The sequence below is a fragment of the Luteibacter flocculans genome (assembly GCF_023612255.1).
Taxonomy (GTDB): Bacteria; Pseudomonadota; Gammaproteobacteria; order Xanthomonadales; family Rhodanobacteraceae; genus Luteibacter; species Luteibacter flocculans.
In genome coordinates this window covers 1,527,817-1,546,207 of sequence record NZ_CP063231.1, presented here as the reverse complement: position 1 = coordinate 1,546,207, position 18,391 = coordinate 1,527,817, and the positions used below count along the sequence as shown (strand labels likewise).

Below are 18,391 nucleotides of genomic sequence, written 5' to 3'. Positions count from 1 at the left end.
GCGGTTCCTTATCAGGCGGCGGACGCGACTGGCGTCGGCGTCGGCGTCGAGAACCGCGCGTGCGGGGTGGCGTCGGGCAGGTTCGTGTCGCCCGCGAGCAGCGGACGGAACCGGCCCTCGTTCGGATCGAAGGCCGTGATCTCGGTCTTGGCGATGTCGTAGATCCAGCCATGGATGCGCAGGCTACCGTTGGCCATGGCAGCCGCGACCGCGGGCAAGGTACGCATGTGCTCCAACTGGCCGACGACGTTCTCTTCGGTCAGGTAGCGGAGGCCTTCCTCACCATGGATGGTGGGACGGTTCTCAGCGACCACGTAGCGCGCCACATCGGCATGCTTGAGCCACTGCTCGACGGAAGGCTTGCCCTTGAGCGCCGCCGGATTCTGCAGCGCCTTCATGGCACCGCAATCGGAGTGACCGCAGATCACGATGTGCTGCACCTTGAGTGCCGTGACCGCGTACTCGATCGCTGCGACGACGCCACTGACATGCTGCGCGTACGGCGGCACGATGTTGCCGACGTTGCGATAGACGAACAGGTCGCCTGGCTGGGCCTCGAAGATCATTTCCGGCATCACGCGCGAATCGGCGCAGGTGATGAACATCGTGTGCGGCGTCTGGCCCGACGCCAGGCGTGCGAACAGGTCGCGCTGCTCATTGGTCATGTGGCGGCGAAAACGGTCGAAGCCCTGGATGAGACGTTCCATAGTGAATTCCTCGTTGGGGGACATGGGATAGCGAGCGCGGGGGCGCTGCGGCAGGCGGCGATGCCTGCTTCAAGAAACGGATAAGTGCGAAATGGACACGCGGAACGCGTGTCGGAGCGATCAGGCGATGGGAGGGCGCAGATCGAAGGCGGGCACGTGTGCGTGCCGCGACACAGGGATGTCAGCCGGACGGGCCGACGAAAGCCGCGGCACGCGGACCGCGTGCTCGGGCGGAAGATCGAAGGTGTCGTCCAGGCCTTGATTGTCTTCAAGGCTGGGAACGGCGCCCTGTTCGTCGAGATTCACGGCACCGCCGCCATTGGCACGGCGGTCGTCGTCGGAGACATGGGCAACGTTGTAACTGACGACCGATCCCGCCGAAGCATCGCTGGGCATTGCCGAGACGCCGGACCACGCAACGACGAGCGCGAGGAACACGAGGAACGTGCCCGCGATGCGTCGAATGAAAGTGGTCGGGTGATGTCGCATGGACCCGAACCTACGCAGCGCATGTGACGGACGCAAGTACGGCGTCGCAACAAATTCAGCATTCGGCGCACTTCATAGGAAAAATCGCGATCTGGCGCGGGTTTTTGACACGCTGGCCTCGCGAGTTCGATGCAATGCGTTCATTTTTTGGACGTCCGTTTGCCCATGAACGCATGAGACGATTCGCAAGATGCGCGTAACGACACTGCGAAAGACGAACATGGAGGCGCCCGTGATTCGCTCATCGCCGATGGCTTGGCCCTCCCCGGCTTGCACGACGCCCTGGAGCGTCGGCAGGCTCTCGGACCACCCGCCCCGACGTGGCGTGCGGCAAGCGACCCAATCCACGGCGTCGCCCTCCCAGGAGCCCGCGGTGCCCAGAATCGGTCGACCACCACCGTTCAATGCGCCGCTTGTGACAAATCGGCGACACAGACGACATCCAGCCGGCGCGCCCCGCCCGTTCGGGCTGATATCCTTCGCGGATGGATACGACGAGCAATAGCACCGCATCGACCATGGCCGGGCGGTTCAGGGGATTTCTGCCGGTCATCGTGGATGTCGAGACAGGCGGATTCGACGCCGAACGCGACGCCCTGCTGGAGATCGCCGTGGTTCCCATCGCCATGGAACCCTCGGGGCTCCTGGTGCCCCAGCCGGTGGTGGCCGCCAATGTCGAGCCCTTTCCAGGGGCGAACATCGACCCGCGCTCGCTCGAAGTGACCGGCATCGACCCCGACCACCCGTTCCGTGGCGCCCTGCCCGAGCGGCAGGCGCTGGATCACGTCTTCAACGCCATCCGCGAAGCGGTGCGCGTCGCCGGCTGCCAGCGCGCCGTGCTGGTCGGACACAATGCGGCCTTCGACCTCGCTTTCCTTAATGCCGCGGTGCGCCGCGTGGGGCACAAGCGCAACCCGTTCCACCCGTTCAGTTGCTTCGATACCGCCACGCTCGGCGGCCTCGCCTATGGGCAGACGGTGCTCAGCAAGGCGGTGCTTGCCGCGGGCCTGGAATTCGACACCCGCGAGGCCCACTCGGCCATCTATGACGCGGAGCGCACCGCCCAGCTGTTCTGCGAGATCGTGAACCGCTGGCGTCGGCTGGAGCTTGCCGAGCGTGAAACGACGGCACCGCTGATCGCCTGAGCATTTTCGTAAGTTCCTGAATATGACACCAAAAAGGCGGGTGTCATATCGCTGCAACATTCGGTACGTCTCATTGCAACACGGCAGGGCTGGAATACGGCCCCGGGCGGGCTTCGCCCGACACTCTATCCATCGAGGATTTCTCCGTGTTCACACGCAAACTCCGCATTGCCGCGCTGGTCGCTGCCTCGCTGTTCGGCATCTCTGCCGCGCAGGCCACCGACATCACCGGTGCCGGTTCGAGCTTCGTCTATCCCGTCCTGTCCAAGTGGTCGGCGAAGTACGCCGAGACGACGGGTAACAAGATCAACTACCAGTCCGTGGGCTCGGGCGCGGGTATCGCGCAGATCAAGGAGGGCACCATCGACTTCGGCGCCTCCGACGCGCCGATGAGCAGCGAAGACCTCACCAAGTTCGGTCTCGGTCAGTTCCCGAGCGTCGTGGGCGGCATCGTGCCGGTCGTGAACCTCCAGGGCGTCAAGGCCGGCGAGCTCAAGCTCACGGGTCCGCTGCTTGCCGATATCTTCATGGGCAAGATCGCCCGCTGGAGCGACCCGGCCATCGCCGCCGCGAATCCGGGCCTCAAGCTCCCGGACGTCAAGGTCACCGTCGTGCATCGTTCGGATGGCTCGGGCACCTCGTTCAACTTCACCAACTACCTGTCGAAGGTCAGCCCGGAATGGGCGTCGAAGGTGAAGTTCGGCACGGCCGTCGACTGGCCGACCGGCGTGGGTGGCAAGGGCAACGAGGGCGTCTCGCAGTACGTCCGCCAGATCCCGGGCTCGATCGGCTACGTCGAGTACGCCTACGCCAAGAAGAACAGCATCTCCTACGCGCAGATGCAGAACGCCGCCGGCAAGTGGGTGGAGCCGACCGCAGAGACCTTCGCTGCCGCAGCCGCCACGGCTGACTGGGCCTCGGCCAAGGACTTCAACCTCATCATGACGAACGCTTCGGGCGACCAGGCGTGGCCGATCACCGCCACCACCTGGATCATCATGTACAAGAAGTCCAAGAACGCGTCGCACACGAAGGTCGCTTTCGACTTCTTCAAGTACGCGTTCGACAAGGGTCAGGGCGACGCCGCCTCGCTCGACTACGTCGCGCTGCCGCCGGCCCTGACGCAGAAGATCCAGGCTTACTGGGCTTCCGATTTCAAGTAATCGCCGATCTGTCCGGCCGGTGAAATACTTCCGGTCCAGACTGTCGTAAAAGGGGGTCGCCGTTCCGCAGGGAGCGGCGACCCACAGTTTGCCCAGGCCTCGGAAACCGCATCCACCATGCATGCCACCGCCAGCAATGCCATGACGGCCCCCGATCGATCCGTCGAGGCGGCCCGCAATGCCCGGGACTCGCGCAACGATCGCGTCTTCGGTGCGGTACTGAAGGTCTGCGCCCTTCTCGTGCTTCTGTCTCTCGTCGGTGCGGCGGGCTCGACGCTCTGGCTCGGCCAGGACGCGTTCCGCACATTCGGCTGGGGCTTCCTGACCAGCGCCGCCTGGGACCCGAGCAACGACCAGTACGGTGCGCTGGTACCCATCATGGGGACCGTCGGTACCGCGTTGATCGCCCTCGTGGTCGCCGTGCCGATCAGCTTCGGCATCGCCCTCTTTCTGACTGAGATCGCACCGCAATGGCTGCGCGGTCCCGTCGCCTCGGCCATCGAACTGCTGGCCGGCATTCCCTCGATCATCTACGGCATGTGGGGTCTCTTCATCTTCGCGCCCTTCGTCGCGGAGCACATCAAGCCGTGGCTGATGAACAACTTCAGCGCCGATCCACCCGACGGCAAGGTGTCGTGGCTGGTCCAGCACGTGCCGGGGATCGCCAAGTTCTTCTCCAGCGAATACCCTTTCTTCGGTGCCGGCGTGCTCACAGCGGGCCTCGTGCTCGCCGTGATGATCATCCCCTTCATCTCCTCCGTGATGCGCGAGGTGTTCCAGACGGTGCCGACGCGTCTCAAGGAGTCGGCCTATGCGCTCGGCTCCAGCACGTGGGAAGTGGTCTGGGACATCGTGGTGCCTTACACACGTACTGCCGTCATCGGCGGCGTGTTTCTCGGTCTCGGCCGAGCGCTCGGCGAAACGATGGCCGTCGCCTTCGTGCTCGGCAACACCTTCAAGTTCTCGCTCTCCTTCCTCGAGACCGGCAGCTCCATCGCTTCTACCATCGCCAACCAGTTCGGCGAAGCGCAGGGGCTGCAGCGCTCCTCGCTGATGGCGCTGGCCTTCCTGCTCTTCGTAGTGACGTTCATCGTGCTCCTCATCGCGCGACTCATGCTCCGCCGCCTCGCCACCAAGGAGGGCCGCTGATGTCTGCTTCGCTCTACACCAAGCGCCGGATCAAGAACATTCTGGCCATGACGCTGAGCATCGCGGCCACGGGCGTTGGCCTGCTCTTCCTTGCCTGGATTCTCTGGGAGACCTTGAGCCAGGGTATCGCCGCGCTAAGGCCGCAGCTCTTCACCAAGATCACCGCCTACCGTGAGGAGGGAGGCCTGGCCAACGCCATGGTGGGCAGCCTGATCCTCAATGTGCTGGGCATCCTCATCGCCACGCCGATCGGCGTCGCGGCCGGCACATGGCTGGCGGAGTATTCCCGCCGTTCTCGCCTCGGCCCGACGATCCGCTTCCTCAACGACATCCTGCTGTCCGCTCCGTCCATCGTGCTCGGTTTGTTCGTCTACACGATCGTGGTGCTGCCGTCGCAGTACCTCACTCACGGCGAAGTCACCTTCTCGGGTCTCGCTGGCGGCGTGGCGCTCGCCCTGATCGCCCTGCCCGTTATCGTGCGTACCACCGACGAGATGCTGCGCCTGGTGCCCGGCACCCTGCGCGAAGCCGCGCTCTCCCTCGGCGTCCCGCAGTGGAAGCTCACCACGCAGATCCTGATCCGTGCCGCACGCTCGGGCATCGTCACCGGCGTGCTGCTGGCCCTCGCGCGCATCAGTGGCGAGACCGCTCCGCTGCTATTCACGGCGTTCGGCAACAACTTCATGACTTTCAACCCGCTGGACAAGATGCCGAGCCTGCCGCAGGTGATCTACGAGTACACGAAGGATCCGAGTCCCGACATCAACACGCTCGCCTGGGCCGGCGCCTTCGTGCTTACCATGTTCGTGCTGGCGCTCAGCCTTATCGCCCGCCTTATCTTCTCGCGTTCCAAGGTGTCCCATGACTAACATGAACGAAGTGGCCGCCAAGCCGGGCTTCGGCACGTCGCCCCACGCCTCGGGCGTGGACCTTGGCCAGGTGCCGGCGAAGATGACCGCGCGCGACGTCAACTTCCACTACGGCGACTTCCATGCGTTGAAGCACATTTCGCTCGACGTTCCGGAGAAGCAGGTCACGGCGATCATCGGTCCGTCCGGTTGCGGCAAGTCCACCCTGCTGCGCATCTTCAACCGCATCTATGCGATCTACCCGGGCCTGCGCGCCAGCGGCGAGATCATGCTCGACGGCGAGAACATCCTCGATCCGAAGTACTCGCTGAACCGTCTGCGCAGCAAGGTCGGCATGGTGTTCCAGAAGCCCGTGCCCTTCCCGATGACGATCTTCGAGAACGTGGCCTACGGCATCCGCCATCACGAGAAGCTCTCGCGCGCCGACATGGAAAGTCGCGTCGAGCAAGCGCTGCGCAGCGCGGCCCTGTGGGACGAGGTGAAGGACAAGCTGAAGCAAAGCGCGCTAGGCCTGTCCGGCGGCCAGCAGCAGCGCTTGTGCATCGCCCGCGGCATTGCGCTGCGGCCTGAGGTCCTGCTGCTCGACGAACCGACCTCCGCGCTCGATCCCATCGCCACCAGCCGCATCGAGCAACTGGTGGAAGAACTGAAGCGGGACTTCACGATCGTGATCGTGACCCACAACATGCAGCAGGCCGCACGCTGCTCGGACATGACCGCCTTCATGTACATGGGCGAGCTGATCGAGTTCGACCGGACCGAAAAGATCTTCACCAAGCCGGACAAGAAGCAGACGGAAGACTACATCACCGGCCGTTTCGGCTAAGCCCCCGATTCCGAGGCAAGCGATGAACAACACGCACCAGCACATCATCAAGAGCTACGACGACGAACTGAAGCGCCTCACCGGCGAGATCGTCCGGATGGGCGAACTCGCCGTCGCGCAGCTCGAAGCCGCCATCGACGTCGTGGAGCGCCGCGACGAACGCGCCGCCCAGCGCGTGGTCGACAACGACGACGCCATCGACGCCCTGGAGCAGGAAATCAGCCAGGACGTGGTTCGTCTGCTGGCCCTGCGCGCTCCGATCGCGGGCGACCTGCGCAACGTGTTCGCCGCGTTGCGCATCGCCGCCGACATCGAACGCATCGGCGACTACGCCGCCAACGTCGCCAAGCGGTCCATCCCGCTCAGCCGCGTGGCGCCGATCACCGCCGCCGGTGGTCTCGCCAACCTCGCCGAACTCGCGGCGGACCAGCTTCGCAACGTGCTCAAGGCCTATAACGACCAGGATGCCGAGGCAGCGTACGAAGTATGGAAGTCCGATGCGGACCTCGACGAGGCCTATACGGTTGTATTCCGCGCTCTCCTCACCTACATGATGGAAGATCCGCGCAATATCACGCCGTGCACGCACCTGCTGTTCATGGCGAAGAACATCGAGCGCATCGGCGACCACGCCACGAACATCGCGGAGAACGTGTGGTTCGTCGTGCACGGTGAGCCGCTGGTGGCGCCGCGCGCCAAGCGCGACACCACTGCAAACCCGGATTTCGGCAAGTAGTCCGTCGTAGAACCGTTCCAGCGGCGGAGGATCACTGCCTGCGCGAGATTGCCTCGTCGCCATGGCGGCTCCCACAATGAAATGGCGGCTCACGCGCTAACGTTGTAGGAGCCTCCATGGCGGCGAGGCAAGTGGGCGACATGCCCGCAACCGTGCGCTCGCCGCACCACTCGCTCGACGCCGCTGAATCAGGCGGTGAGCTTCAGGCCCACGATGCCCGCCACGATCAACCCGACGCAAAGCAGCCGCAACGGCTGGGCCGATTCGCCGAACAGCACGATACCGAGCGTCACCGCGCCCACCGCACCGATGCCGGTCCACACCGCATAAGCAGTGCCCAGCGGCAGCTTCTTGGTGGCAACAGCCAGCAGAACGATGCTGACGATCATAGCCAGCACCGTGAGTACGCTCGGCCACCAGCGGGTGAATCCCTCGGTGTATTTCAGGCCGACGGCCCAGCCGATCTCGAAAAGACCGGCTAGAAAAAGAATCATCCAGTACATGACATGGCTCCGCCAGGGCGGGGTCGTCCCCGCGGAGAGAAGGCATACGGAAGGTCGTCCTTCCGAGCGGGCCGGCATGGCGCCGGCCCGCGTGTCAGTTTATCGATGGCGTATCGGTGGCGCGCCGTTCAGGGCGGGATGACGGTCGCCGCGCGGCGCAACCGTACGCCACGGACGATGCCGTACACGCTGATGAGAAACCAAGCCATTTCCTGCAGGAATGCCGACAGGTTGAACGTGCCGAAGATCAGCGACAGAAGAATGCCAAACGCGCCCAGCAGGTTCATCACCTGATAGGGATACCCCTGCCCTGAAAGCTTATGCGCCTGCAAAAGGAAGAACGCGATCAAGACCAGGGTTACGCCGATCAGACCGGCCCAGTCGTGCCAGAACAGGTTCATCGTGCTCCTCCTCGCTGACGCAACGCCTCGAACAGAACGACACCAGTCGCCACGGACACGTTGAGGCTTTCCATGTTGCCGGGCATCGGGATCTTCGCCACGAAATCGCATGTGTCGCGGGTCAAGCGGCGCATGCCATCGCCCTCGCTGCCCATCACCAACGCGATGGGCCCCTTGAGGTCGATGTCGTAGATGGACTGCTGGGTATCGCCATCCAATCCGGTGATCCACACGCCAGCGTCCTTGAGCAGACGCAGCGCACGAGCGAGATTCGTCGCCGCAATCACCGGAACGAGATCGGCGCCGCCCGCCGAGGCACGACGTACGGTAGGCGTGATGCCCACGGCGCGATCCTTCGGCACGACGACCGCCGTGACCTTAGCTGCCGCAGCGCTGCGCAGGCAGGCACCGAGGTTGTGCGGATCGGTCACACCATCGAGCACCAACACGAGTGCGTCACTGCCCGCCGCATCGAGCAGCGCGGGAAGATCGTTCTCACTGCGCAGCGGCGGTGTTTCATAGCGTGCGATCACGCCTTGGTGGCGTGCTTCGCCACCGAGCTTCTCCAGTTGCTCCTTGCCCACCGGTTTCACCGGCAAGCCCAGCTTGCGGGCCTGCGCGGCGATCTCGTTCACGCGCGCGTTCTTGGAGTTCTGCTCTATCAATACTTCACGGACACGATCCGGATCGTTGGCGAGTGCACCCTCGACCGGATTGATGCCGACAATCCACGTCTCGCTCATGCCTGCGGCTTGCTCCTGGGTTTACGCGGCGCACCCTTCGTCGCCGACTTGGTGGCGGTGCGTTTGGCCGGTGCCGTCTTGGCCGGCGTCTCGGTCACGGTGTTCTTTCGCGGGGCGGTCTTCGCGGGGCCACGGCCTCGCGACGGCGCATCTTCGTTCGAGGCGCGTCCGCGCCTCGACGGTTCGGCCGCAGCCTTTCCGCCGCCCTTGCCGCGCGGCTGCTCGTAGCCGCCCGCCTGGCCACCGTGCCGGCCGGAACCGCGCCGCTGCGACGGAGCAGCGGTCTCGGACTCGGCAACCGGACGCGTAACCCGCACCGGTGCCTCGACCGGCTCGGCCACCTTCTTCGTGCGACTTCCGAAAATGCGACCCACGGCCTTCTTCGCCGCACGACCGATCGCCATGCCCGCTTCCGCCATACCCGAACGCGGCGCGCGCGGGGGCAAGGTGGATACCGGCGGAGGCGGCTTCGGCAAGGCGGCAAGACGGGCCACGAGACGGAAGTCGATCTTGCGATCTTCCAGGCTGGCGCGCAGTACCTGCACGCTCACGTAGTCGCCCAGGCGATAGCTTTCGCCAGTGCGCTCGCCCGAGAGCAGGTGACGCGTGGGATCGAACTTGTAGTAATCGTTGGGCAACTGCGACACGTGCACGAGACCCGACACACGCGACGCCGCCAGTTCGACGAACAGGCCGAACGAGGTCACGCCCGTGATGGTGCCGGCGAATTCTTCGCCGACGTGCTTCTCCATCCACGCGCACTTGAAGCGCTCGTCGACATCGCGCTCGGCTTCCTCGGCACGACGTTCGCGCTGCGAGCAATGCACGGCCATCGAAGCCATCTGGCTTTCGCTGTAGGTGTAGTCGGCAGGCTTGCCCTTGGTAATGGCGTAGCGAATGGCGCGGTGAACGAGCAGATCCGGGTAACGGCGAATGGGCGACGTGAAGTGCGCGTACGCATCCAACGCCAGGCCGAAGTGCCCCTGATTCTCGGGGTGATACACGGCCATGCTCTGTGCGCGCAGCAACACCGACTGGATCAGTTCTGCTTCCGGACGATCGTGCACTTTCTTCAAAAGCGCGGAGAAGTCGGCTGGGGTGACTTCGTCGGCCGGCGGCATCTTGAGCTTGAACTCGCGCAGGAACTGCAGGAGGTCCTCGTACTTCTCGGCCGGCGGCGGCGCATGCACGCGATACAGCGCAGGAACCTTGCGCTTGGAAAGGAACTTGGCCGCCTGCACGTTCGCGGCGATCATGCATTCCTCGATCAGCTTGTGTGCGTCGTTGCGATCCGAGGCGCCCATGGACACCACGTCGCCCGACGGTGCGAGGCGGAACTTCACCTCGGGCGTTTCGAAATCGATGGCGCCGCGACGCTTGCGCGCCTTCGCCATCACCTTGTACAGCCGATGCAGCGTTTCCACCTGCGGCAGCACGTCGGCGATTTCGTGGCGCACGTCCGCGTTGCGCTCACCCACCGCCTGCCAGACCTTGTTGTAGGTGAGTCGTGCATGCGAGTACATCACCGCGTCGTAGAACTTGGCGCGCTGGACCTCGCCTTCCTCGTCGATCTCCATGTCGCAGACCATGCACAGGCGATCGACCTTGGGATTGAGCGAGCAGATGCCGTTCGACAGCGTCTCGGGCAGCATCGGCACGACGAAGCCCGGGAAATACGTGGAGGTGCTGCGGTCGTAGGCTTCCACGTCCAGCGGCGTACCCACGGGCACGTAGTGCGACACGTCGGCAATCGCGACGATCAAGCGGAAACCGCCGCCTTTCAGCGCCTCGGCGTAGACCGCGTCGTCGAAGTCGCGCGCGTCCTCGCCGTCGATCGTCACCAGCGGCAGCTTGCGGATATCCACCCTGCCCTTGCGCTCGTCGGACGTGACCTTCGGCTCCACTTCTTCGGCCTGGCGAACGACCGGCACCGGCCACTCGTGCGGAAGGTCGTGGCTGGCAATCGCCATCTCGACCACCAGCGACGGTTCCAGGCGCTCGCCCAATACCGCGCGAATGGTGCCCAGCGGGCCGCGATGCGGCGTCGGCGGATCGGTGATCTCGGCGACCACGATCTCGCCCGAACGCGCGCCAGCGTCACGGCCGGCGGGAATCATGATGTTCTGGTGCAGGCGGCGGTCGTCCGGCTCGACCAGGGTCACGCCGTTCTCGACGACCACGCGGCCCACGAGGCGCGGCGAACGCCGCTCCAGCACTTCCACGATAGCGCCCTGACGGCGGCCGCGACGGTCGATACCGACCACGCTGGCAAGCACACGGTCCCCGTGCAGCACGCTGCGCATCTGCGACGGCGAGAGATAAAGATCGTCGCCGCCTTCGTCTGGCCGCAGGAAGCCGTAGCCCTCCGCGTTGGCGATCACCCGGCCCGGAATGAGGCTGAGCTTCTGCGCGGGCGCGTAGCCACCGCGGCGGTTCCGCAGCAGCTGGCCATCGCGAATCATCGCCCCGAGGCGCTTGCCCAGGGCGTTGATCTCGTAATCGGTGAACAGGCGGAGCGCCCGGGCAATGTCTTCCGCCATGAGCAACTCGCCGCGCTCCTCCAGCAGGGCCAGGATGGCCTCGCGGCTGGGGATGGGCTGGTCGTAGCGCTGCGCCTCGCGTTCGGCATGCGGATCGACCGCGGCCGGCATGCGGTCGGCGTACTTGGCCAGTGCCTTGCCGGGGCGGCTGGCCTTGGGTTTACGGGGGCCGTGTTCGGCGCCCGAACCTTTCTTTTTCTTCGTCACGTAGAAACCTTTGAAGGGGGATGCGAATAGTTTCACATCCGGAGTGCAAAATCGTTGACAAGTTTCCCGGACCTACCTAATCTACGCGGCTCACGGGGCGGCGACGCTGCTTCGAGACACCTGCCCAGGTGGCGGAATTGGTAGACGCACTAGTTTCAGGTACTAGCGGGTAAAACCGTGGAGGTTCGAGTCCTCTCTTGGGCACCAATTATAGACCAAGCCCCGCAGCGATGCGGGGCTTCGTTGTTTTAGGGGCTAAGTATTCATGAGCGGCATTCCTCTCCCCCCGTCCGCCAGCCTCAGCGCCGAAGCCTCGGCTCACCTCGCTCATGCGCGCGAATGTCGAGCCGCCATGGATCGTGCGGCGCGTGACACCACCACGGCTGCTGACGAATTGCGCCGGTATGCGAAGTTCGCCCGGCCTGGACAGCCGTCGACGCATGTTGTGCAGATGCGCCAGCGACAGGCGTCAGCGCGACGGGACTCTGCGCAAGCGAAGCAGGCATTTCTCCAGGCATCCGCTGCCTTCGTCCATGCTGCCGGCCTGAAACTTCCGCCACGCACGTCGCTGGAAGCATTCGTGCTCACGTGGATCGAGCGCGACACGGGCCATACGCAAGCCTGAGCGCTCAAACACAATGCGTCACATGCGTTCGGACCGGTCGTAGGTGACGAACATCACCGCGAACAAGGCGAAGGTAAGCGACACCGCCAGCACGCCCTCCCACATGGGGTGCGCGACGAGAAATCCGACTTTCGTTGAAGCGATCATGAGCGCGGTGTAGGCGGCCATGATTGCCCAACCTTGCCAGCTAGTCGGGCCGATACCCCAGCCAACGCGCTTGCGTCCGAACCAGTAGCTTCGCTGCTTCGCCATATCCGCCTCCGGTGTTGCTCGCCCATTCTATTCCCACTTGAAACGCTGCGCCGCTCGTTATTTCTTGCAGCCAAGCGCGCTGTATGCCTCGCCTATCCGCACCACGTTCAATTGGCCCGGGCGATTGCGAGCCATTTCGACGATGCTGCAATTCATGTAATTGCCGACGGACTTCACTCGATCTTTGAGGCTCGGCGGTTGTGCTACACGAAACGCCCGCGACAGAGACGCATCGCTTCCGCCGGGCAATGCGGGAGCGGCTCCGGACGCATCATCATTGAGCGCACGGCGAATCGACGGGTCTCCGAAGTCGTTCGCCGCTGCCGCCTGAGGCAAATCGCCAGGAACGGACGTGTCTCCCATGGGTACGGACGCTGCCGCAGGATGAGGCGTGGAGGCGGCCGACGACAGGCTCGTCCCGCGGTTTATCGATGGTCGATGCGTGGGTCGGCTCGGGCCGCGAGGCATCACCGACCTGGCGGGCGACGAGGCACGCGCAACGGAAGGCACCGCGACCCATCGCACCTCAAGCGCGACGTCGTTGCCACGGTGCCAAGGCATGTCGCCAGGCAAGAAGCGCGGACGCATCGCTATGAGGACGACGAAAAGGAACAGGTGCAGCGAAGCGATAACGCCGAAAAGCACGCCGTTCCCGACAATGCGCCGCCATGGCAACCGAGTGATCGTGGTGTTCTTCCCTGGCGGCACCGTACCTGTCCCCTAGCGGTCGCTGGTTGAGAGACCAGGATCGCCGGGGCAAGTTCCGGCCCCCAACGAAGCGCCGAGGACAATGTGCAGGAGTCGCCACAGCGGGGGGAAACCAACGAAGCAAAGGCGGGAGCCGCCATATAGCGGCGCGATACCTACGAAGCAAAGGTAGGAGCCACCCTGGTGGCGAAAAGCCAACGAAGCGGTTTAGCGTGAGGCAAGCTCCCATCGCCAGCAGGCTGGCTCCCACCGGCGCGTGGCTCCCACTGGCAAGCTTCCCCTCGCCGCCATGGCGGCTCCCACAAGAACGAAGAGCCACGCGTCCGCGAGATCGAGACGCTGGCTCACTTGAACGCTTACCAGGGATCCGGGCCGTCCTTGTTCGTGAAGGTGCCGGTGGGGCCACCGTCCAGGCGTGCCAGACGGACGATCTCTTGCGCACCTTCCGCGACGGTCTGATGGCCGCTGTTGCCGTTCAGATCGGTAGCGGTGTAGCCCGGATTGACCGCGTGCACCCGGATGCCTTCACCTTCCAACTCGGCCGCGAGAAGGACGGTGAAAAGGTTCAACGCCGCCTTGGAGCCGTTGTAGCCGAGCAGTTTCACCGCCGCGTACTCCCACTTCGGATCGGCGTTCAGGGCGATCGAGCCCAGGCCGCTGGACACGTTGATGATGCGGCCGGCGGCCGACTTGCGGAGCAGCGGAAGAAAGCCCTGGGTGACCGCGATGCTGCCGAAGAAGTTGGTGTCGAAGATGCGCCGGACAGCGGCGGGGTCGGCGGTGCCGGCTGGGCCGTCGGCAGGGTCGACGACGGCGGCGTTGTTCACCAGGACGTCGAGGCGGCCTTCGTGCCGCTCGACGTCGGCGACGGCGGCCGCAACCGATGCCGGGTCGTCGAGGTCGATGGCGACGATGCGCGCGTCCACACCTTCGCCGCGCAGCCGATCGGCCGCGGCCTGCGCGCGGCCCGCGTCGCGAGCGCCGAGCAACACGCGATGGCCTGCCTTGCCAAGCTGCCGAGCGACTTCCAGGCCGATGCCCTTGTTGGCACCGGTGATGAGGGTGATGCGTTCTTGCTGGGTCATGCGGGTTCCTCGTTGGATAGGTGGCGGGTCGTCCCCAACGTAGACTTGGCATCACTTTTCAGGATTTACATTCGCATATGCCCGTCGCCCCTTCCGACGCTCTAAAACCGCGGAAAACGCCGCGCCAGGCGCGCTCGGCAGCCACAGTGGCGGCCATTTTCGAGGCCACCATTCAGGTTTTGCTGATGGACGGCTACCACGGCCTGACCACGACGCGTGTCGCAGCTCGCGCCGGCGTCTCGGTCGGCACGATGTACCAGTACTTCCCGCACAAACAGGCGCTGATGTATGCGGTGTTGGAGGATTACCTCGAAGAGGTGATCGCGGCGCTCGAGGACGCCAGCGAGCGGCTGCAACACGCGCCGCTCGCCGAGATGGCGGAGGGGCTTGCGCATGCCTACCTCGATGCCAAGCTGCGCGGCATGCCCGGTACCCGGGTGCTCTACGTGGTCGCCACCGAACTGGAAACGGCGTCGCTCGTCGAGGATATACGGCAGCGCGCCGACGACATCGTCGCGCGTCTGCTGGCCGGTGCGCCGGACGTCCGCTTCGACGACGTATCGCGCACCGGTTACGCGTTGCGCACGTTGATGACGGGCACCGTGCAGGCCGTGCTCGAACACGAAGCCTCCCCGGAGGCGATTGCCGTCCTGCGGAGCGAACTGCCCGCCATGTGCCGGGCCTATGTGTTGGCGCGGGCCGATCGGTCCTAGCGAAGCACCGGGCGGCGCCGATGCTCCCGGCCTCCGACGCCCACCCAAGCCCCGCCGACATCCCCGCCCGCAGCCCTGTATAATTCCCCCCGCAAGGCTCGGTGGGAGAAGCGGACGGACCCGCTGCCGAAGGCGCAACGCCCGTAATCGCTCAGGCTCCCATACCACCGCGCAGTCATCACTCTGGAGAGACCGGTTCGATCCGGCGCCGAAGGTGCAAGAGGCTTTCCGCCTCCAAACTCTCAGGCAAAAGGACAGAGGGGCGCCCCACGTGCCGGCACGGCGCGTTACTGCGGATGCCTCCAAGCCCATGAGCCAGAAAACCTCTCCCTCGCTGCGCGATCTTGAGAACCACGGCGCCTTCATCGAGCGTCACATCGGCCCGAACGATGCCGAAATCGGCGAGATGCTGCGCGTGGTCGGCCACGATTCGCTCGACGCGCTGACCGACGCCATCGTCCCCGGCTCGATCAAGTCGCCTGCCCCGCTCGCCCTGCCCCGCGCCGTGACGGAAGAGGAAGCGCTGGCGAAGATCCGCGCCATCGCGGACCGCAACACCGTGTTCCGGAGCTTCATCGGCCAGGGCTACTACGGCACGCTCACCCCGAACGTCATTCTGCGCAACGTGCTGGAAAATCCGGCGTGGTACACGGCATATACGCCGTACCAGGCAGAAATCTCGCAGGGCCGCATGGAAGCCCTGATCAACTTCCAGACGATGGTCGCCGACCTCACCGGCATGGACATCTCCAACGCGTCGCTGCTCGACGAGGGCACCGCGGCAGCCGAAGCCATGGCGCTTGCCAAGCGCTCGGCCAAGTCCAAGTCGAAAGTGTTCTTCGTCTCCAAGGACGTCCATCCGCAGACGCTTGAAGTGCTGCGCACACGCGCCGACGGCATCGGCATCGAACTGCACGTGGGCGACGACAGCGAAGGCGCCAGCGTCGAGAGCTTTGGCGTGCTGCTGCAGTATCCGAACACCTTCGGCCGCATCAACGATTACAAGGCGCTCGCCGATGCCACGCATGCACGCGGCGGTGTCGTGTGCGTCGCCACCGACCTGCTCGCGCTCACACTGATCGCCGCACCGGGTACCTGGGGCGCGGACATCGTCGTGGGCAACACGCAGCGCTTCGGCGTGCCCTACGGCTTCGGCGGCCCGCACGCCGCCTATCTCGCCTGCCGCGATGCGTACAAGCGCTCGATGCCGGGCCGCCTGATCGGCGTGTCCGTCGACACGGAAGGCAAGCCGGCTTATCGGCTCACCTTGCAGACGCGCGAGCAGCACATCCGCCGCGAGAAGGCCACGTCCAACATCTGTACCGCGCAGGTACTGCTCGCCGTCATGGCCAGCATGTACGCCGTGTACCACGGTCCGGAGGGGCTCGTGCGCATCGCCCGTCGCACGCATCGGCTCACCGCCATCCTCGCCGCGTCACTGGGCAAGGCCGGCGTCGCCACCGGCGCCGACTTCTTCGACACGCTGCACGTCACCGGCGTGGATGCCAAGGCGATCCATGCCAAGGCTGCAGCAGCCGGCATCAACCTGCGTGCCATCGACGGCAGCAGCGTCGGTATCAGTCTCGACGAAACCACCACGCGCGCGGACGTCCTGGCGCTCGCGGGCGTCTTCGGCGCCTCGATCGACGACATCGACGCGCTCGACGCCGCCACGCCGGACGCGCTGCCGAAGGCCCTGCTGCGCGACGTCGACTTCCTGCAGCATCCGGTGTTCAACACGCATCACAGCGAGCACGAACTGCTGCGCTACCTGCGCGGCCTCGCCGATAAGGATCTCGCGCTCGACCGCACGATGATCCCGCTGGGCTCGTGCACCATGAAGCTCAACGCCACCGCCGAGATGATTCCGGTGACGTGGCCGGAGTTCGCCAACATCCATCCGCTCGCCCCGGCCGACCAGGCCCAGGGCTACAAGCAGCTGATCGACGAGCTGGAAGCGATGCTGGTGGAATGCACGGGTTACGACGCCGTGAGCCTGCAGCCGAATTCCGGCGCGCAGGGTGAATACGCCGGCCTGCTGGCGATCCGCGCCTATCACCGCTCGCGCGGCGAAGGTCATCGCGACATCTGCCTCATTCCCGAATCGGCGCACGGCACCAACCCGGCATCGGCGCAGATGTGCGGCATGACCGTGGTGGTCACCCGCTGCGATGCCAACGGCAACGTCGACGTCGACGACATCCGCGAGAAGGCCGAGAAGTACTCGGACCGCCTCGCCGCGATCATGATCACCTACCCGTCCACGCACGGCGTGTTCGAGGAAGACGTGGTCGCCATCTGCGAAGCCGTGCACAAGCACGGCGGTCAGGTATACACGGACGGCGCGAACATGAACGCGCTGGTCGGCGTCGCCAAGCCGGGCAAGTGGGGTTCGGACGTCTCGCACCTCAACCTGCACAAGACCTTCTGCATTCCGCACGGCGGCGGTGGCCCGGGCGTGGGCCCGTGCGCGGTCAAGTCGCATCTCGCGCCGTTCCTTCCGCGCGCGTTCGGCGGTGAGGGCGACGTGGGTATGGTCAGCGCGGCAACGTTCGGTTCCGCGTCGATCCTGCCGATCTCCTGGATGTACATCACGCTGATGGGCACCGAAGGCCTGCGTAAGGCGACCCAGGTCGCGCTGCTCAACGCCAACTACATCGCCAAGCGTCTCGCGCCGCACTTCAAGACGCTCTACACCGGCCGTAACGGCCTGGTGGCCCACGAGTGCATCCTCGACCTGCGCCCGCTGAAGGACGCCACGGGCGTGGGCGCTGAAGACGTCGCCAAGCGCCTCATCGACTTCGGCTTCCACGCGCCGACGCTGTCTTTCCCCGTGGCGGGCACGCTGATGGTCGAGCCGACCGAGAGCGAATCGCAGCACGAACTGGACCGTTTCATCGACGCCATGATCCAGATCCGCGACGAGATCCGCGCGGTGGAAGACGGTCGCCTGGATCGCGAGGACAACCCGCTGCGCAACGCTCCCCACACGGCCACCATGGTCACGGGCAGCGAGTGGACTCACGCCTATCCGCGAGAACTTGCGGCCTTCCCGCTGCCCTCGCTGAAGCTGTCGAAGTACTGGCCGCCGGTGTCGCGCGTGGACAACGTCTACGGCGACAAGAACGTCATGTGCGCCTGCATTCCGATCGACGCGTACAAGGAAGACGCGGAAGCGTAAGCCTCAGGTGAACCCAGGCCGCCCTGTGCAAGCAGGGCGGCTTTTTTTTGGGTTCATTGCGCATTACCGGGAAGGTTTTCTAGCGGTTGTGGCTCTCCCAACACGCAACCTCAATCATCGCGGGAGTCTTCGGTGTCTCCCCTCGAGGCGAGTTCCGCACAAGAGAGCGGCCGAAGGCCACTAGGTACACGGGCCGCGCCAGCGGCCGTCCTTTTCGAACGCGGAGGACCTGTCTGAAGCAGCGAGGGGGGACACCGAAGGCTCTGGCCTCGCCGCACAAGCTAGCGGTAGCTCCAGCCGCTGGACCATGCCGTCACGCCGCGGCGAACGAGCCGACGTATCCAGACTG

Annotated in this window: 17 protein-coding genes, 1 tRNA gene and 1 riboswitch; of the genes, 10 read left to right on the top strand and 8 right to left on the bottom strand. The window is 65.1% G+C overall.

Translation table 11 applies throughout. The annotated features are described in order from the left end of the window. Positions 1 to 11: 11 nt before the first annotated feature. Both IM816_RS06520 and IM816_RS06515 read right to left on the bottom strand, forming a co-directional pair. Positions 12 to 707, bottom strand: coding sequence for a carbonic anhydrase (locus tag IM816_RS06520; protein ID WP_250340253.1), 696 nt, complete (start codon positions 705 to 707; stop codon positions 12 to 14). Between the two features lie 120 nt (positions 708 to 827). Continuing rightward, a complete protein-coding gene (locus IM816_RS06515) occupies positions 828 to 1,196 on the bottom strand; it encodes a hypothetical protein (protein WP_250340252.1) in 369 nt (122 codons plus the stop codon). A 485-nt stretch (positions 1,197 to 1,681) separates the two neighbouring features. Between IM816_RS06515 and rnt the strand changes: the two genes are divergently transcribed. The 6 genes from rnt (at position 1,682) to phoU (ending at position 7,084) form a co-directional block, all read left to right on the top strand. Continuing rightward, entirely contained in the window at positions 1,682 to 2,341 is a 660-nt protein-coding gene (gene rnt, locus IM816_RS06510; protein WP_250340251.1) for a ribonuclease T, read from the top strand. A 146-nt stretch (positions 2,342 to 2,487) separates the two neighbouring features. After that, positions 2,488 to 3,504, top strand: coding sequence for a phosphate ABC transporter substrate-binding protein PstS (pstS, locus tag IM816_RS06505; protein WP_250340250.1), 1,017 nt, complete (start codon positions 2,488 to 2,490; stop codon positions 3,502 to 3,504). A gap of 117 nt (positions 3,505 to 3,621) precedes the next feature. Continuing rightward, positions 3,622 to 4,653 carry a phosphate ABC transporter permease subunit PstC gene (gene pstC / locus IM816_RS06500; protein ID WP_250340249.1) on the top strand — a complete coding sequence of 344 codons (1,032 nt, stop codon included), beginning with the start codon at positions 3,622 to 3,624 and terminating at the stop codon, positions 4,651 to 4,653. Further along, positions 4,653 to 5,522, top strand: coding sequence for a phosphate ABC transporter permease PstA (pstA, locus tag IM816_RS06495; RefSeq protein WP_250340248.1), 870 nt, complete (start codon positions 4,653 to 4,655; stop codon positions 5,520 to 5,522). Before pstC ends, pstA begins: the two co-directional genes overlap by 1 nt. Position 5,523: 1 nt before the next feature. Beyond that, positions 5,524 to 6,348 (top strand): phosphate ABC transporter ATP-binding protein PstB, encoded by an 825-nt coding sequence (pstB, locus tag IM816_RS06490; RefSeq protein WP_250340708.1) that lies wholly within the window; start codon positions 5,524 to 5,526, stop codon positions 6,346 to 6,348. Between the two features lie 22 nt (positions 6,349 to 6,370). Further along, positions 6,371 to 7,084 (top strand): phosphate signaling complex protein PhoU, encoded by a 714-nt coding sequence (phoU, locus tag IM816_RS06485; protein WP_072320544.1) that lies wholly within the window; start codon positions 6,371 to 6,373, stop codon positions 7,082 to 7,084. A 188-nt stretch (positions 7,085 to 7,272) separates the two neighbouring features. Here phoU and sugE read toward each other — a convergent pair whose 3' ends face one another. The 4 genes from sugE to rnr form a co-directional block, all read right to left on the bottom strand. After that, positions 7,273 to 7,587: a quaternary ammonium compound efflux SMR transporter SugE gene (sugE, locus tag IM816_RS06480; protein WP_250340247.1), complete on the bottom strand. Its 315-nt coding sequence runs from the start codon at positions 7,585 to 7,587 to the stop codon at positions 7,273 to 7,275. A 128-nt stretch (positions 7,588 to 7,715) separates the two neighbouring features. Beyond that, positions 7,716 to 7,988 carry a CBU_0592 family membrane protein gene (locus IM816_RS06475; RefSeq protein ID WP_250340246.1) on the bottom strand — a complete coding sequence of 91 codons (273 nt, stop codon included), beginning with the start codon at positions 7,986 to 7,988 and terminating at the stop codon, positions 7,716 to 7,718. Further along, on the bottom strand, positions 7,985 to 8,731 hold the full coding sequence (rlmB, locus tag IM816_RS06470; protein ID WP_250340245.1) for a 23S rRNA (guanosine(2251)-2'-O)-methyltransferase RlmB: 747 nt from the start codon (positions 8,729 to 8,731) through the stop codon (positions 7,985 to 7,987). The genes IM816_RS06475 and rlmB overlap by 4 nt, the downstream gene beginning before the upstream one ends. Further along, complete coding sequence (gene rnr, locus IM816_RS06465) at positions 8,728 to 11,478, bottom strand: ribonuclease R (protein WP_425602618.1); 2,751 nt, start codon at positions 11,476 to 11,478, stop codon at positions 8,728 to 8,730. The genes rlmB and rnr overlap by 4 nt, the downstream gene beginning before the upstream one ends. A 122-nt stretch (positions 11,479 to 11,600) precedes the next feature. Between rnr and IM816_RS06460 the strand changes: the two genes are divergently transcribed. Both IM816_RS06460 and IM816_RS06455 read left to right on the top strand, forming a co-directional pair. Further along, positions 11,601 to 11,685: transfer RNA gene (locus IM816_RS06460), tRNA-Leu, on the top strand. A 58-nt stretch (positions 11,686 to 11,743) separates the two neighbouring features. Then, positions 11,744 to 12,103, top strand: a complete 360-nt coding sequence (locus IM816_RS06455; RefSeq protein WP_250340244.1) for a hypothetical protein — start codon at positions 11,744 to 11,746, stop codon at positions 12,101 to 12,103. 18 nt (positions 12,104 to 12,121) lie between these two features. Here IM816_RS06455 and IM816_RS06450 read toward each other — a convergent pair whose 3' ends face one another. After that, entirely contained in the window at positions 12,122 to 12,271 is a 150-nt protein-coding gene (locus tag IM816_RS06450) for a hypothetical protein (protein ID WP_250340243.1), read from the bottom strand. Positions 12,272 to 13,419: 1,148 nt separating this feature from the next. Continuing rightward, positions 13,420 to 14,148, bottom strand: a complete 729-nt coding sequence (locus IM816_RS06445) for an SDR family oxidoreductase (protein WP_250340242.1) — start codon at positions 14,146 to 14,148, stop codon at positions 13,420 to 13,422. A 77-nt stretch (positions 14,149 to 14,225) separates the two neighbouring features. Here IM816_RS06445 and IM816_RS06440 point away from each other — a divergent pair, with 77 nt between their 5' ends. Then, positions 14,226 to 14,861 (top strand): TetR/AcrR family transcriptional regulator, encoded by a 636-nt coding sequence (locus tag IM816_RS06440; protein WP_256470281.1) that lies wholly within the window; start codon positions 14,226 to 14,228, stop codon positions 14,859 to 14,861. 173 nt (positions 14,862 to 15,034) lie between these two features. After that, positions 15,035 to 15,129, top strand: a riboswitch (glycine riboswitch). 42 nt (positions 15,130 to 15,171) lie between these two features. Next, positions 15,172 to 18,042 (top strand): aminomethyl-transferring glycine dehydrogenase, encoded by a 2,871-nt coding sequence (gene gcvP / locus IM816_RS06435; RefSeq protein WP_250340240.1) that lies wholly within the window; start codon positions 15,172 to 15,174, stop codon positions 18,040 to 18,042. Positions 18,043 to 18,391 lie beyond the last annotated feature (349 nt).